Annotated in this window: 15 protein-coding genes; 10 read left to right on the top strand and 5 right to left on the bottom strand. The window is 71.9% G+C overall.

Annotated features, from left to right (window positions below):
• The first annotated feature begins 173 nt into the window (after nucleotides 1-173).
• The 4 genes from leuC to ACSLTV_RS20555 all read left to right on the top strand — a co-directional run bounded on the left by leuC (nucleotide 174) and on the right by ACSLTV_RS20555 (nucleotide 3,488).
• Nucleotides 174-1,604 (top strand): 3-isopropylmalate dehydratase large subunit, encoded by a 1,431-nt coding sequence (gene leuC / locus ACSLTV_RS20570; RefSeq protein ID WP_432138931.1) that lies wholly within the window; start codon nucleotides 174-176, stop codon nucleotides 1,602-1,604.
• A gap of 6 nt (nucleotides 1,605-1,610) precedes the next feature.
• Entirely contained in the window at nucleotides 1,611-2,204 is a 594-nt protein-coding gene (gene leuD, locus ACSLTV_RS20565) for a 3-isopropylmalate dehydratase small subunit (protein ID WP_432138930.1), read from the top strand.
• 263 nt (nucleotides 2,205-2,467) lie between these two features.
• Nucleotides 2,468-2,698: a hypothetical protein gene (locus ACSLTV_RS20560; protein WP_432138929.1), complete on the top strand. Its 231-nt coding sequence runs from the start codon at nucleotides 2,468-2,470 to the stop codon at nucleotides 2,696-2,698.
• Nucleotides 2,699-2,834: 136 nt separating this feature from the next.
• The gene (locus ACSLTV_RS20555; RefSeq protein WP_432138928.1) at nucleotides 2,835-3,488 is read left to right on the top strand and encodes an HU family DNA-binding protein; all 654 of its coding nucleotides are present in this window, start codon (nucleotides 2,835-2,837) and stop codon (nucleotides 3,486-3,488) included.
• A 97-nt stretch (nucleotides 3,489-3,585) separates the two neighbouring features.
• Here ACSLTV_RS20555 and ACSLTV_RS20550 read toward each other — a convergent pair whose 3' ends face one another.
• The gene (locus ACSLTV_RS20550; protein WP_432138927.1) at nucleotides 3,586-3,789 is read right to left on the bottom strand and encodes a hypothetical protein; all 204 of its coding nucleotides are present in this window, start codon (nucleotides 3,787-3,789) and stop codon (nucleotides 3,586-3,588) included.
• A gap of 10 nt (nucleotides 3,790-3,799) precedes the next feature.
• Nucleotides 3,800-4,438 (bottom strand): 2-phospho-L-lactate guanylyltransferase, encoded by a 639-nt coding sequence (cofC, locus tag ACSLTV_RS20545; protein WP_432138926.1) that lies wholly within the window; start codon nucleotides 4,436-4,438, stop codon nucleotides 3,800-3,802.
• A 218-nt stretch (nucleotides 4,439-4,656) separates the two neighbouring features.
• On the opposite strand from cofC, the gene ACSLTV_RS20540 reads away from it, so the two are divergent.
• The 3 genes from ACSLTV_RS20540 (at nucleotide 4,657) to ACSLTV_RS20530 (ending at nucleotide 7,666) form a co-directional block, all read left to right on the top strand.
• Nucleotides 4,657-5,421, top strand: coding sequence for a lysophospholipid acyltransferase family protein (locus ACSLTV_RS20540; protein WP_432138925.1), 765 nt, complete (start codon nucleotides 4,657-4,659; stop codon nucleotides 5,419-5,421).
• Nucleotides 5,418-6,428 carry an NAD(P)H-dependent glycerol-3-phosphate dehydrogenase gene (locus tag ACSLTV_RS20535; protein WP_432138924.1) on the top strand — a complete coding sequence of 337 codons (1,011 nt, stop codon included), beginning with the start codon at nucleotides 5,418-5,420 and terminating at the stop codon, nucleotides 6,426-6,428. The genes ACSLTV_RS20540 and ACSLTV_RS20535 overlap by 4 nt, the downstream gene beginning before the upstream one ends.
• An 80-nt stretch (nucleotides 6,429-6,508) precedes the next feature.
• On the top strand, nucleotides 6,509-7,666 hold the full coding sequence (locus tag ACSLTV_RS20530; RefSeq protein ID WP_432138923.1) for a D-alanine--D-alanine ligase family protein: 1,158 nt from the start codon (nucleotides 6,509-6,511) through the stop codon (nucleotides 7,664-7,666).
• A 39-nt stretch (nucleotides 7,667-7,705) separates the two neighbouring features.
• On the opposite strand, the gene ACSLTV_RS20525 is transcribed toward ACSLTV_RS20530, so the two are convergent.
• Nucleotides 7,706-8,197, bottom strand: coding sequence for a DUF3515 domain-containing protein (locus ACSLTV_RS20525; RefSeq protein ID WP_432138922.1), 492 nt, complete (start codon nucleotides 8,195-8,197; stop codon nucleotides 7,706-7,708).
• Between the two features lie 20 nt (nucleotides 8,198-8,217).
• Nucleotides 8,218-8,451: an Lrp/AsnC family transcriptional regulator gene (locus ACSLTV_RS20520; protein WP_037677600.1), complete on the bottom strand. Its 234-nt coding sequence runs from the start codon at nucleotides 8,449-8,451 to the stop codon at nucleotides 8,218-8,220.
• Nucleotides 8,452-8,651: 200 nt separating this feature from the next.
• Between ACSLTV_RS20520 and ACSLTV_RS20515 the strand changes: the two genes are divergently transcribed.
• Nucleotides 8,652-9,617 (top strand): thiamine-phosphate kinase, encoded by a 966-nt coding sequence (locus tag ACSLTV_RS20515; RefSeq protein WP_432138921.1) that lies wholly within the window; start codon nucleotides 8,652-8,654, stop codon nucleotides 9,615-9,617.
• Nucleotides 9,614-10,450: a bifunctional hydroxymethylpyrimidine kinase/phosphomethylpyrimidine kinase gene (gene thiD / locus ACSLTV_RS20510; RefSeq protein ID WP_435612621.1), complete on the top strand. Its 837-nt coding sequence runs from the start codon at nucleotides 9,614-9,616 to the stop codon at nucleotides 10,448-10,450. Before ACSLTV_RS20515 ends, thiD begins: the two co-directional genes overlap by 4 nt.
• Nucleotides 10,451-10,557: 107 nt before the next feature.
• On the opposite strand, the gene rpmB is transcribed toward thiD, so the two are convergent.
• Nucleotides 10,558-10,743: a 50S ribosomal protein L28 gene (gene rpmB, locus ACSLTV_RS20505; protein WP_003993230.1), complete on the bottom strand. Its 186-nt coding sequence runs from the start codon at nucleotides 10,741-10,743 to the stop codon at nucleotides 10,558-10,560.
• Nucleotides 10,744-11,022: 279 nt separating this feature from the next.
• Between rpmB and ACSLTV_RS20500 the strand changes: the two genes are divergently transcribed.
• Nucleotides 11,023-12,969: a DAK2 domain-containing protein gene (locus ACSLTV_RS20500; protein ID WP_435612620.1), complete on the top strand. Its 1,947-nt coding sequence runs from the start codon at nucleotides 11,023-11,025 to the stop codon at nucleotides 12,967-12,969.
• The last annotated feature ends 6 nt before the right edge of the window (nucleotides 12,970-12,975 follow it).

Genomic DNA, 12,975 nt, shown 5'->3' with positions numbered 1-12,975 from the left:
ACTCTGTGAAACGCAAGTTCATTTTTCCGTGAGACGCGCAACCCTTGGACACACAACGGCCCGCGGACCACACCGGGCCTGGCGGCGGGTGCCCGGAAAGCCGGAGCGCGGGCGGCCGCTTCCTCAAGATCTCTAGTTGGGTCGGCGCACCTCTGCCGGCCGGAGGGAAAGCGATGGGTAGGACACTCGCGGAGAAGGTCTGGGACGACCACGTCGTCCGGCGCGCCGAGGGCGAGCCCGACCTCCTCTTCATCGATCTTCACCTGCTGCACGAGGTGACCAGCCCGCAGGCCTTCGACGGCCTCCGCAAGAGCGGTCGCCAGGTGCGGCGCCTGGACCTGACCATCGCCACCGAGGACCACAACACCCCCACCCTCGACATCGACAAGCCCATCGCGGACCCGGTCTCCCGCGCTCAGCTGGAGACCCTGCGCAAGAACTGCGCCGAGTTCGGTGTGCGGCTGCACCCGCTCGGCGACGTCGAACAGGGCGTGGTGCACGTCGTCGGCCCGCAGCTCGGCCTGACCCAGCCGGGCATGACCGTGGTCTGCGGCGACTCCCACACCTCCACGCACGGCGCCTTCGGCGGTCTGGCGTTCGGTATCGGCACCTCGCAGGTCGAGCACGTGCTGGCCACCCAGACGCTGCCCATGGCCCGTCCGAAGACCATGGCGATCACGGTCAACGGCGAACTGCCCGAGGGCGTCACCGCCAAGGACCTGATCCTGGCGATCATCGCCAGGATCGGCACCGGCGGCGGCCAGGGCTACGTCCTGGAGTACCGCGGCGAGGCCATCGAGAAGCTCTCGATGGAGGCCCGGATGACCATCTGCAACATGTCGATCGAGGCCGGCGCCCGCGCGGGCATGATCGCCCCCGACGAGACCACGTTCGCGTATCTCCAGGGCCGCCCGCACGCCCCGCAGGGCGAGGACTGGGACGCGGCCGTCGCGTACTGGAGGACGCTGCGGACGGACGACGACGCCGAGTTCGACGCCGAGGTCGTGATCGAGGCCGCCGAACTGTCGCCGTTCGTCACCTGGGGCACCAACCCGGGCCAGGGCGCCCCGCTTTCGGCCTCCGTCCCCGACCCGGCTTCGTACGAAGACGCTTCGGAGCGCCTCGCCGCCGAAAAGGCCCTGGAGTACATGGGGTTGGAGGCCGGCCAGCCGCTGCGCTCGATCCACGTGGACACCGTCTTCGTAGGCTCCTGCACCAACGGCCGCATCGAGGACCTGCGGGCCGCCGCCGAGCTGCTCAAGGGCCGCAAAGTCGCCGACGGCGTACGGATGCTGGTCGTCCCGGGCTCCGCGCGGGTCGGTCTGCAGGCCGTCTCCGAGGGCCTGGACGTGGTCTTCAAGGAGGCCGGCGCCGAATGGCGGCACGCGGGCTGCTCGATGTGCCTGGGCATGAACCCCGACCAGCTGGCCCCCGGTGAGCGCTCCGCGTCCACCTCCAACCGCAACTTCGAGGGGCGGCAGGGCAAGGGCGGCCGCACCCACCTGGTGTCGCCGCAGGTCGCGGCCGCCACGGCCGTGCTGGGGCACCTGGCCTCGCCGGCCGACCTGTCCGACGCCGAGACCCGTACGCCCGCTGGAGTCTGATCAGCCATGGAAGCATTCACCACGCACACCGGACGGGCCGTCCCGCTGCGCCGCTCGAACGTCGACACCGACCAGATCATCCCTGCTCACTGGCTCAAGAAGGTCACGCGCGACGGGTTCGAGGACGGGCTGTTCGAGGCCTGGCGCAAGGACCCCGAGTTCGTCCTCAACCGGCCCGAGCGGCAGGGGGCCACCGTGCTGGTCGCCGGCCCCGACTTCGGCACCGGCTCCTCCCGTGAGCACGCCGTGTGGGCGCTGCAGAACTACGGCTTCAAGGCCGTGATCTCCTCCCGCTTCGCCGACATCTTCCGCGGCAACTCGTTGAAGAACGGCCTGCTCACGGTGGTCCTGGACCAGAAGATCGTGGACGCGCTCTGGGAGCTCACGGAACAGGACCCCACGCTTGAGGTCACTGTGGACCTTGAGGCGCGTGAGGTGCGCGCCGCGGACATCACCGCCTCCTTCGAGCTGGACGAGAACTCCCGCTGGCGGCTGCTGAACGGCCTCGACGACATCTCCATCACCCTCCGGAACGAGGCCGACATCGCCGCGTACGAGGCGAAGCGCCCGTCGTTCAAGCCGCGGACGCTGCAGGTCTGAGCCACCGCTGAACAAGGTCGAATTCCGGCCACCGCGAACCGCCCGCCGTACCCCCGATCGGCCCGATCGGGGGTACGGCGTTTTCGCTGCCCCAACGTCCCCGTGATCACCCCCGAACCTTCCCAACTTCCCACGTTAGAGGGATGTTTGCCGGGGTACGCGGCTGCTGTGGACGCACTGTCCAACGGGGCCGACAGGGCCGTCCGGCGCGGCAGTTGCCCCCTGCGCGGGCGACAACTCGCCCCAGATGGCACAATCTGTGCATGGAACACGACGGCCAACTCACGCTCTATACGGCGGTCGCGAACCAGCTCAAGGAAGCGCACGCGAAAGTGCGCGCACTGCAAGTCCCGGAGGGCGTACGGATGGCGCTGACCCGGAAGCTGCTGGTCATTACGGCCGCGGCCAAACACGATCTCGCCGACGCGGCAAGGCGGCTGGAGCGGTTCATGGCGGACCTGGACGAGGGGCGCGTGCCCCGCGACGAACGCTGAACGCGCCACGGCGGCCGAGTCCGTTGCGGCACAAGGGTGATAAGCCCGTTTCGTGTTTGATTTGCGGTATATATCTGCCTAACGTGCGAAAAAGCTTGAACACTTTCGTTCGGGCAATGTCTCCGAAGGGGAAGACGTGAACAAGGCGCAGCTCGTAGAAGCGATTGCCGACAAGATGGGCGGCCGCCAGCAGGCCGCCGATGCTGTCGACGCGGTCCTGGACGCCATCGTCCGCGCTGTCGTCGCCGGCGACCGGGTGTCGGTCACCGGCTTCGGTTCGTTCGAGAAGGTGGACCGCCCCGCCCGCTACGCCCGCAACCCCCAGACGGGCGAGCGGGTTCGGGTCAAGAAGACCTCGGTGCCGCGCTTCCGGGCGGGCCAGGGCTTCAAGGACCTGGTCAGCGGCTCGAAGAAGCTTCCGAAGGGAGACATCGCGGTCAAGAAGGCGCCCAAGGGCAGCCTGACCGGTGGCGCCGCCGCGACGGTCAAGAAGGCCGCGGCGAAGAAGACCACCAAGGCGGCCGCGGCCAAGAAGGCGGCCCCCGCGAAGAAGGCCACCACCGCCGCGAAGAAGGCCACGGCCAAGAAGACGACGGCGAAGAAGACGACCGCCAAGAAGACCACGGCGGCCGCGAAGAAGGCCACGCCCGCGAAGAAGACCGCCACCACCGCCGCCGCGAAGAAGACCACGGCGAAGAAGGCGCCGGCGAAGAAGGCGACCGCCAAGAAGGCCCCCGCCAAGAAGTCGCCCGCCCGCAAGACCACCGCGAAGAAGGCCACCGCCCGCTAGCCGCAGGCAGCACCGAAGGGCATTCACGCGCCGGGCCGGACTCCCTCACGGAGCCCGGCCCGCGGCGTGTCCGGGTGTCGGACGAAACCCGCGGGACTCAGAACGTCTGGAGTGTCACCAGGGTGACGCGCCGGGCCGCGCCCTCGCCCGTCGTCTCGACGCGCACCCGCTGCCCCGGCCGCAGCAACCGCAGCCCGCCCGCGTCGAACGCCGGGGCGTCGAAGGGCACCGGCGTGCCGTCGTCGAGCAGCACCTGCCCGCTGCGGGTCTCGGGGTCGTACGTGTACGCGGTGGCCTGCATGTGCAGCAGCCTACTGCCCCGATATCAGCAACCGCGCGGCCGCCGCGGCCGTTCGGGGACCCACCCCCAGCGCCAGCGCCGCCCGCAGGTCGTCACCGGTGTCCACGTCCTGGCGCACCGAGTCCACCCCCGTGAGGCCGATTTCCCGGGCCCCGGAATCCCGGTGCCGGACACGGGAATCCCCGCCGAATGCGGGAAGTAATTCCCGTCCCGGAGACACCGCCAGAAATGTCGTTCCCACGCCGGCAGCATCGGCGAGAAAAGCGCGCGGGAATTCAGCGGCCGCACCGAGGACACGGGTCAATTCCGCGGACCGCAGCGCCGGAAGATCGGCGTTCAGGGCCGCGACCGGGCACCCGGGCCGCAGTGACCGCACCGCGGCGGCCCCGTGCGCCAGAGCGGCGTTCAGGCCGGCGCCCGGGGCGTCCGGCACGATCCGCGCGCCGAGCGCCGCGAGCTCCCGTCCGGCCAGCGGATCGTCCGTGACGACCGCCACATCCCGCACCGCCGGCGAGGCCAGCGCCGCGGCCACCGTGTCCAGGGCGAACGCCAGCGCCAGCCCCGGGCGCACCTGCTCGTCGGCCGTGTCCGCCAGCCTGCTCTTGGCCTGCGCCAAGGGCTTCAAAGGGATGACCAACGTCCAGTCCACCGGCGTACCGCCCCTCTCTCGTGGCGGCCATTGTCACTCGGCGCGGTCGTCCTCCCGGCGTCGGCGCGGGCGGTGAAGGGGCGCGCGAGGGCGGTACGGCGAGACCCGCGGGCGTACCGTGTTCTCGACAGACCGGCGGCCCGGGGCGACACTTGTGCGGCCCCCGGGCCGCGAGAAGTACCGGGTGGTCCTGGCAAGTCCTAGAGGAAGGTGTCCGCGTGCCCCGCCGAAAAATCGGCTTCTGGTACCGCTTCGCCGCGGTGATCTGCAAACCGCCGCTGGTGGTTCTGATCAAGCGGGACTGGCGTGGAATGGAGCACATTCCGGCCGAGGGCGGCTTCATCACCGCGGTGAACCACAATTCCCACGTCGACCCCTTCGCCTACGCGCACTACCAGTACAACACCGGTCGGGTGCCGCGCTTCCTGGCGAAGAGCGGGCTCTTCAAGAAGGGGTTCGTGGGCGCCGCCATGCGCGGCACCGGGCAGATCCCCGTCTACCGGGAGTCCACCGACGCGCTCAGCGCCTTCCGCGCCGCGATCGACGCCGTGGAACGCGGCGAGTGCGTCGCCTTCTACCCCGAGGGCACCCTCACCCGCGACCCGGACGGCTGGCCGATGACCGCCAAGACCGGCGCCGCACGCGTGGCGCTGCAGACCAAGTGCCCGGTCGTCCCGGTCGCCCAGTGGGGCTGCAACGAACTGCTGCCGCCCTACGCCAAGAAGCCCAGGCTGCTGCCGCGCAAGACCCACCGCGTCCTCGCCGGGCCGCCCGTGGACCTCTCGCGCTTCTACGACAAGGAGATGACCGCGGAACTCCTCAAGGAGGCCACCGAGGTCATCATGGCCGCCATCACCCGCCAGCTGGAGGAGATCCGCGGCGAGAAGGCGCCCGACACGCCCTACGACCCGCGCCGCGAGCGGATCGAGCAGCGTCGCCGGACCGCGGCGCAGACCGGACGCGAGGGGGAGAGCGGCACGTGAGCAAGACCGTCAGGGCGGCCGTCTTCGGCACCGGATCCTGGGGCACCGCCTTCGGCATGGTGCTCGCCGACGCGGGCTGCGAGGTCACGCTCTGGGCACGCCGCCCCGAGCTCGCCGACGCGGTCAACTCCACCCGGACCAACCCGGACTACCTGCCCGGTGTCGAACTCCCGGAGAACCTGCGGGCCACCGCCGACCCCGCCGAGGCCGCCCGCGACGCGGACTTCACCGTCCTCGCGATCCCCTCGCAGACCCTGCGCGCCAACCTCGCCGAGTGGACCCCGCTGCTCGCCCCGCACACCGTGCTGGTCTCCCTCATGAAGGGGGTCGAACTCGGCACCACCATGCGGATGAGCGAGGTCGTCGAGGACGTCGCCAAGGTCGGCCGGGACCGCGTCGCCGTGGTCACCGGGCCCAACCTCGCCCGCGAGATCGCCTCCCGGATGCCCGCGGCGTCGGTCGTCGCCTGCACCGACGAGGGCGTCGCCCAGCGCCTCCAGGCCGCCTGCCACACCCCGTACTTCCGCCCGTACACCAACACCGACGTGGTCGGCTGCGAACTGGGCGGAGCGGTCAAGAACGTCATCGGCCTGGCCGTGGGCATCGCCGACGGCATGGGGCTCGGCGACAACGCCAAGGGCTCGCTCATCACCCGCGGTCTCGCAGAGACCACCCGGCTCGGCCTCGCCATGGGCGCCGACCCGCTGACCTTCTCCGGCCTCGCGGGCCTGGGCGACCTGGTGGCCACCTGCTCCTCGCCGCTCTCGCGCAACCACACCTTCGGCACCAACCTCGGCAAGGGCATGACCCTGCAGGAGACCATCGCCGTCACCAAGCAGACCGCCGAGGGCGTCAAGTCCTGCGAGTCCGTGCTCGATCTGGCGCGCCGGCACGGCGTCGACATGCCCATCGCCGAGACGGTCGTCGGCATCGTCCACGAGGGCAAGCCGCCGGTGGTCGCGCTCAAGGAGCTGATGTCGCGCAGCGCCAAACCGGAACGACGCTGAGCGACGCCGTGGCGCGCCGGGCGACGCACCCCCCGGGGGCGCTGTATCGGCGCTCTACCACCGGGTACTCTCATCGCGATATGAGCACCGAGAACCTCCCCCAGAGCCCCGAGCAGCCGCCACGCAAGCCGCGCGTGGCCGTCGTGTCCGGCGGGCGCAGCTCCGAACACGGGATCTCCGTGGTCACCGCCGGCGCCGTCCTCAAGGCCATCGACCGGACCAAGTACGACGTCCTGCCGATCGGCATCACCCGGGACGGGCGCTGGGCCCTCATCGCCGACGAACCGGAGCGCATGGCGATCACCGACCGCCGTACGCCCGACATCGACCAGCTCGCCGACTCCCAGGAGGGCGGCGTGGTGCTCCCCGTCGACCCCGCCAACCGTGAAGTCGTCTACAGCGAGCCCGGATCGGTGCCCAAGGCGCTCGGTGAGGTCGACGTCGTCTTCCCGGTGCTGCACGGCCCCTACGGGGAGGACGGCACCCTGCAGGGCCTGCTGGAGCTCTCCGGCGTGCCGTACGTGGGCTCGGGCGTGCTCGCCTCGGCCGTCGGCCAGGACAAGGAGTACATGAAGCGGGTGTTCACCTCGTTCGGGCTCAAGGTCGGCCCGTACGTGGTGGTCCGTCCCCGCGAGTGGCGGCAGGACGAGTCCGCCGCCCGCAAGAAGATCGTCGACTTCGCCGGTGAGCACGGCTGGCCGCTGTTCGTGAAGCCCGCGCGCGCGGGCTCGTCGATCGGCATCACCAAGGTCGACGACCTGTCCGGCCTGGACGAGGCCATCGCCGAGGCCCAGCGCCACGACCCCAAGATCCTGGTCGAGGCGGCGCTGCGCGGCCGGGAGATCGAGTGCGGCGTCCTGGAGTTCGAGGACGGGCCGCGCGCCTCCCTGCCCGCGGAGATCCCGCCGCCGGACGCGCACGCGTACTACGACTTCGAGGCCAAGTACATCGACTCCACCCCCGGCATCGTCCCCGCCCCGCTCACCCCGGAGGAGACCGCCGAGGTCCAGCGGCTCGCCGTGGACGCCTTCGAGGCCGCCTCCTGCGAGGGCCTGGTCCGCGCGGACTTCTTCCTCACCGAGGACGGCGAGTTCGTGATCAACGAGATCAACACGATGCCCGGCTTCACGCCGATCTCCATGTACCCGCAGATGTGGCAGGCCAGCGGGATCTCCTACCCGGAACTGGTCGACCGGCTGATCGAGGCGGCGCTGCGCCGCTCCACGGGCCTGCGCTGACCCGGCCCGGGGGCGCGGGAGACCGCGCCCCCGCGGCGGTCAGTCGGCAACACCCTCCGGCACCGCCTTCCTGACGGCCGGTGCCAGATCCACCAGCGGCGCCATCCCCTGCGCCGTGCGCCCGGCAGGGATCGTCACCTCGACGTACGCCTTGCGCAACGCCGTCGTGAACCGGAACGACCCGTCGTCCCGCTCCTCCATGAGCCACCCCACCCCGTCCACCTCGACGGAGTCGGCCTCCGGGTCCGACATCTTCTCGGGTCGTTCGACACCGCAGCGCAGTATGATCGCCGGGTCCCCCCACCCCGCGGTCAGCGCGGAGGCGGGCTCGGGATCCCGGCGATCCTGGCCGTCCACCTTCGACGGCAGTTCCCCGTCCAGGTTCCGGCACAGCGCCGCGGCCCGGGCTCCCGGCGAGGGAACCGCCGGGGACGCGGTGCCGTCTGCTGAGGAGCAACCGGTCGCCGCGATCGACAGCGCGAGCACGAGCGGTCCGAGACGGAGGGCGTGCCGGTGACGGAAGGAGTTCACCGGCCAAGGGTAGACGGGGGCTACAGATGGACGACCGGGCAGGTCAGGGTTCGGGTGATCCCGTCCACCTGCTGGACCTTGGCGACCACCATCCGGCCGAGGTCGTCGACCGTGTCGGCCTGGGCCCGCACGATCACGTCGTAGGGCCCGGTCACGTCCTCGGCCTGGACGACACCGGGAATCTTGCTGATGGTCTCGGCGACGGTCGACGCCTTGCCGACCTCCGTCTGAATCAGGATGTACGCCTGTACCACGGAACCTCCAGGGCGGCCACGAGGATCATGTGGGGGAAAGGAACGCCACGGTATCGCGTCGCCGCTCGTCGCGGGGAGACCCGCGGGAGCCACGGCTCGCGCGCCGGGGTGCGGGCACGGCTGACGGTCACCTCGACCGTATCGAGGACACTGGTCCTGCGCGACCGGGCACGGACAGGGACAGAAGGGGCGTAAGGGCAATGAAGGGCACTGTTGGTGAGCTCGGGGAGTTCGGGCTCATCAGGGAGCTCACCTCCCGGCTCACCACCACCCCGGCGGTGCGGGTGGGCCCCGGCGACGACGCCGCCGTGGTGGCCGCGCCCGACCGCCGGGTCGTGGCCAGCACCGACATCCTCCTGGAGGGCCGGCACTTCCGGCGCGACTGGTCCACCGCCTACGACGTCGGCCGTAAGGCGGCCGCGCAGAACCTGGCCGACATCGCCGCCATGGGGGCCGTGCCGACCGCCCTGCTGCTCGGGCTGGTGGTCCCCGCCGAACTGCCGGTGACCTGGCCCAGCGAACTCATGGACGGACTGCGCGACGAGTGCCAGGTGGCCGGTGCCGCCGTGGTCGGCGGCGACGTCGTACGCGGGGACTCCATCATGGTGTCGATCACCGCGCTCGGTGATCTGCGCAACCAGGAGCCGGTCACCCGCGGCGGAGCCCAGCCCGGCGACCTGGTCGCCGTCACCGGCTGGCTGGGCTGGTCGGCGGCCGGGTACGCGGTGCTCTCCCGCGGCTTCCGCTCGCCGCGCGCCTTCGTCGAGGCCCACCGGCGCCCCGAACCGCCGTACCACGCGGGTCCGGCCGCCGCCGCGCTCGGCGCCACCGCCATGTGCGACGTCAGCGACGGGCTGATCGCCGACCTCGGGCACATCGCCGAGGCCAGCAAGGTGCGCATCGACATCCGGTCCGCCGCCGTCGACATCCCGACCCAGATGAACGACATCGGGCAGGCCGTCGGCGTCGACCCGATGCAGTGGGTGCTCAGCGGGGGAGAGGACCACGCCATCGTGGCGACCTTCCCGCCGGACGTGAAACTGCCCGCCCGGTGGAAGGTCATCGGCGAGGTCCTCAACCCGTCGGCGCTGCCCCAGGTGACCGTCGACGGCGCGCCCTGGACCAGCAAGGGCGGCTGGGACCACTTCGGGGACATCGAGTCGTGAACGCGCCGAGCGGGCCGACCGGTTCCGGCGCGCCGCCGAGGGCGCTGACGGTCGCGGGCTCCGACTCCGGCGGCGGGGCCGGGGTGCAGGCCGACCTGAAGACGATGCTGGCGCTCGGCGTGCACGGTATGAGTGTGATCACGGCGGTCACGGCGCAGAACTCGCTGGGAGTCCAGGGGGCTTGGGAACTGCCGGTGGCGGCCGTGCGGGCGCAGTACCGCAGCGTGGTGGACGACATCGGCGTCCAGGCGGTGAAGACCGGCATGCTGGCCTCCGCGGAACTCGTCGAAGCCGTGGCCGAGTTGCTGGTCGGCACCGACGCGCCCGCGGTGGTCGACCCGGTCGGCGTCTCCAAGCACGGCGATCCGCTGCTGGCCGCCTCCGCCCTGGACTCGGTCCGCACGAGGCTTCTGCCGGCCGCGACCGTGGCCACCCCCAACCTCGACGAGGTGGCCCAACTCACCGGGGTGCGGGTGGAGTCGGAAGGTGATCTGCGGCGGGCCGCCGCCGCCGTGCTGGCGTACGGACCCCGCTGGGTGGTGATCAAGGGCGGTCATCTTGCCGGAGAGGCCGTCGACCTGCTCACCGACGGCGACGAGGAGCACTGGCTGCGGGCGCCCCGGCACGACAACCGGCACACCCACGGCACGGGCTGCACCCTCGCCTCCGCCATCGCGTGCGGCCTTGCGCGGGGGTGGCCGGTGCCCGAGGCGGTGCGGACGGCCAAGGAGTACGTCACCGGAGCCATCGCCGCCGGGTTCGCGCTCGGCGGGGGCATCGGGCCGGTGGACCACGGGTGGCGGCTCGGGCGAGACGTGCGCCCGGTTCGCTGACCGCGCCGGGCTCCCGCTCCCGGACGAGGGCATGCGAAAAGCCGGTCCACACGAGGTGGACCGGCTCCGCGCAGCGAACCGGCTGTGGTTGCGCGCTTAGCTGAGCGTCAGCGCGAGACCTTGCCGGCCTTGATGCACGAGGTGCAGGCGTTCACGCGCTTCGGCGTCCCGCCGACCACGGTACGCACACGCTGGATGTTCGGGTTCCAGCGGCGGGACGTACGGCGGTGCGAGTGCGAGATGTTGTTGCCGAAGCCCGGCCCCTTGCCGCAGACGTCGCAGTTGGCAGCCACGGGTCACTCCAAAGACTTCAGATGCACTTACGGTTGATCCCGGCATGCCGGGATCGAGATCCTAGGATCCGAGATCTTGATTGGCGGTGCCAGGGGGAAAGCCCGATTTTGATCGGGCAACCGGAGCAGCATACAACGGCTGCTCCCGTAGAACGAAACTACCATGGCCGCCGCCGGGACCGCTCCCGGCCCCGGCCGCCCTCGCACGGCCCTCTTACCGGCGCACACCCGTTCACGGTCTACGCTGCGTCCCACGTCCAGCAGCTCAAGGAGGCGCAGGTGGCGCAGGTGCCGCAGACATTCTTCGATGCTCTCGCGGTACGCACCTGGTGCGGTCTCGCGCTCCGGGCGCTGGGACGCGCGCGTGAGGAGATCGACGCGATCAACGTGTACCCGGTGGCCGACGGGGACACCGGCACCAACCTCTACCTGACGGTCGAATCGGCGGCGGCCGCCGTCGAGGCGGTGTTCGCGGGGTACGCGGCCCGGGGCGTCCAGGCGGGCGGAGGGGCCGATGGGACTGACGGGGCCGATGAGGGTGACGGGGGCGACGGCGGCGGCGTTGCCGGGGCGACCGGTGGGCCCTCGCTCGCCGACGCCACGCACGCGATGGCGCACGGCGCGCTGATCGGGGCACGCGGGAACTCCGGCACGATCCTCGCCCAGCTGCTGAGGGGCATGGCCCAGGTGCTCGCCGGCGACGCCGACAGTCCGCACACGGACGGCCCGGGCCTGAGTCTCGCTCTGCGCCGCGCCGCCGACTCGGCCCGTCAGGCCGTGGCCCACCCCGTCGCCGGCACCGTCCTGTCGGTCGCCTCGGCGGCGGCCGAAGCCGCGGCCGAGGCAGTGGCCGAGGCAGTGGGCGGTTCGGGATCCGGAACGGTGTCGGGAGCGGAGCGCGACGCCGGCCGTGAGACGGCGGGCGAAGTGGCCGGGAAGTCGACGGGCCGCTCCGGGACGGCGGGGAGCGACTGCGGGGCCGTGGCCCGGGCCGCCTACCGGGGGGCGTGCCGGGCGCTCGCCGAGACGCCGTCCCAGCTGCCGGTCCTCGAACGGGCCGGCGTGGTCGACGCCGGCGGGCGGGGGCTGGTGGCGGTCCTCGGGGCCCTCGTGGAGACGTTCACGGGGGAGACACCCGGCCCGGTGGACACGGACGGCTCGGCCGGCTTCCGGCATCACCGCGACGGCGCACCCGGCGGCCACGCGCGCGTGGAGCCCACGGAACCGCCCGGCGACGCGCACGTGTGCGTGCCGCCGGGCGAGGAGCGGAACGTCGCGCCCGCGGACCACGCGGAGGACGACGGTCCCGCGTTCGAGGTGATCTACCTGCTGGAGGCCGACGACGCCGCCGTGGCACGCCTGCGGCAGAGGCTGGACACCCTCGGCGACTCCCTGGTCGTGGTCGGCGGCGACGGCCTGTGGAACGTTCACGTGCACGTCGACGACGCCGGTGCCGCCGTGGAGGCCGGTATCGAGGCCGGGCGGCCGTACCGGATCAGGATCACCCACTTCGGCGCGGGCGACGTGCACACCGCGCGAGGCGAGCGCCCGCCCCGTGAACGCGTCCAGCGCGCCGTCGTCGCCGTGGTGCCCGGCGAGGGCCTGGCCGGGCTGTGCGCCGAGGCCGGCGCGACCACCGTGCTGGCGCGCCCCGGGGAGCCGCCCGCCAGCGGCGAGCTCGTCGAGGCGGTACGGCGTGCCCACGCGCGCGAGGTCGTGCTGCTGCCCAACGACGCCGACCTGCGCCACACCGCCGCCGCGGCCGCCGAGCAGAGCCGCGCCGAGGGCATCCGTGTCGCCCTGATCCCCACCCGCTCCGCGGTCCAGGGCATCGCAGCGCTCGCCGTCCACGAACCCGGCCGGCGCTTCGACGAGGACGTCGTGGCGATGACCTCGGCGGCCGGCGCCACCCGCTACGCCGAGGTCACCGTCGCCGAGCGCCAGTCGTGGACCATGGCCGGCATCTGCCAGGCCGGCGACGTCCTCGGCCTCATCGACGGCGACGTCGCGGTGATCGGCGCGGACGTCACCGAGACCGCCCGCACCGTCCTCGACCGGATGCTCGCGGCGGGCGGCGAACTCGTCACCCTGGTGCTCGGCGACGAGGCCCCCGACGGCATCGCGGAGCACTTGCAGGCCCGGGTGCGCGAGGCCTACCTCGCCGTCGACACCGTGGTGTACCGGGGAGGCCGACAGGGCTCGCTGCTCCTCATCGGCGTGGAGTAGCGTCCC

This window comes from Streptomyces sp. bgisy159, from assembly GCF_965341775.1.
Lineage (GTDB): Bacteria > Actinomycetota > Actinomycetes > Streptomycetales > Streptomycetaceae > Streptomyces.
The sequence above is the reverse complement of the archived record's forward strand: the minus strand, read 5'-3'. Positions and strand labels throughout refer to the sequence as shown.